Annotated in this window: 1 protein-coding gene; it reads right to left on the bottom strand. The window is 40.4% G+C overall.

Annotation, left to right across the window (positions count from 1 at the left end):
- Positions 1 to 1,620, bottom strand: a 1,620-nt coding sequence (locus tag CJF42_RS16760; RefSeq protein ID WP_141235582.1) for an esterase/lipase family protein, incomplete at its 3' end; no start/stop codon positions are given.
- Positions 1,621 to 1,830: the final 210 nt, after the last annotated feature.

The raw sequence follows: 1,830 nt of genomic DNA, 5'->3' as shown, positions 1-1,830 counted from the left end.
GGTGTATTTGTCCGGTCGTTTACATTCCAACTGAAACGAATATGCTAATGATAAGCCCTCAGCTGCTTTGTCTAAGCCAATATCTGAATCATGACGCTGATAAAATAGCCTTCTAAACAACTCTTCATCTTTTAATCTGGATATGTTTTCATCTTTTTTAACAGTAGAGGCAAGTGCATTAGCTACTCTTGCATTTCCTCCCGAGAAGTCTGCAATCTTCCTAGAAGCTTGCCTATTTAGATATGGGAACATTGATGAAATCATTGCTTCGATAAGTTCTCTGGAACTAGGCTCTAAGGTATAGACTTCTGTTTGCTCTGGCTGATCTTCCCTAACGTCGTACTCAACAGTTAGGATTCTCGTTGTGCCGTTATCTTTACATAAATTGGTGAGCTCACGATGTAAGTCGGGAGCACAGTTATCCACTACAATTATCGACTGGATACTGTCTCTTGCGAGCCTTTCGACTAAAACTCGTGGTGTGGGTGAAGGAGATAAGCTAATGTCTGTATAGAATACGGTCTCCTTATCAAGAGCAATTCCTTCGATTCTATCGTCAAATAGTGCTTGTACGAAGCGTGTTTTCCCTACACCTGACAGGCCTACTAAGCGGATGGATACACCGGCTTTGAGTAAGCGCTCTCTAAGCAAATTCAATGCATCAACTGTAGCTAAGCCTTCTGAGTTATTAGAGGAAGAACTATGAAGGCGTATAGCTTGATCTAATATGTATTCTTCCTCAATCCCCTTTGGGCAATTGGCCCAATTGCCATACTCCTTCCACCCACTATGGTCTTTACCAAAATTTGACCGTAACCAACAAGCCTGTTTTGATAGCGACTGTTTTTCGACAAAGCTTTTAACAAGTATGTAGATTTCGTCTTGTTTCGAAGAAGGCTTACTTATATTAATATGATGAGCATCTATCGAGGTTGGGCGCACTTGTAGTCCAGGATCGGAACTATCAGGCTTAACAATCCTCCCAAATATTGGGAGAGATTTAGATTCAACAAGAACTAAATGGCGAATTTCTTTATCGTAGCACCATTCTCGATACCAAGTATTCAACTCCCGAAGAGTGGCATCGTTGCGCCCTAATGAAGCAGTTACCGCCGATGGCTTGAGTAATAGAAATGTAAAAGCCCTGAGTAAAACTTGTCCTAAAAGAGTATTCCCTTTTTGTGCTAAATCTGCACCAGTGTGAGGCGTACCCATAAAAGCGACGCCTGTAACTCGATTTACTAGACCAACAGCATCTAAACGCCCACTCTGGTCACTTGCCAACCTAAGAAGTTGTTTAATAATTAACCCGCCGAGGCTATGACCAACAAGTATTATTTCGCCTTTACTTAGTCTCTGTTCAGCCAAGAGTAATTCTAGTATGTTTTGCGCTTTATCTTGGATACCCATACCCGCATCTAGAAAAGCGAACTTTGGCGCTTCGTACCCAATAGCCCAAATGCTGCAATCTTCGATATCTTCATTCAGCCATACAGGCCAAAAAACTTTTTCTGAATTATTTGATTGCCATGTTGTCTCTGTATGGCCACCTAATCCGTGAATAAAAACAACATGCTTTCTAGCCAAAGAATCGCCAGATTTCAATCGCAACTCAGCCATGTAAACCTCTATCGGTATAAGTACTATCTCTTAAATTTTATCTCAAATACTACTCATCTAATAGTTTTATTTCAATAAGTTACATGCAAGAAAATTAAAGCTATTTGATTAGCCCGCATAATCGTAGCTACTCGAAAGAATAGGCTACTCTCTCTAATTGCTTAGTAGTAAGAACGGTAGTTACGCTATTACCTGTCACATTAGTTATTT

This window comes from Pseudoalteromonas sp. NBT06-2, from assembly GCF_002276045.1.
Classification (GTDB): domain Bacteria; phylum Pseudomonadota; class Gammaproteobacteria; order Enterobacterales; family Alteromonadaceae; genus Pseudoalteromonas.
This window is presented reverse-complemented; position numbering and strand designations above follow the sequence as displayed.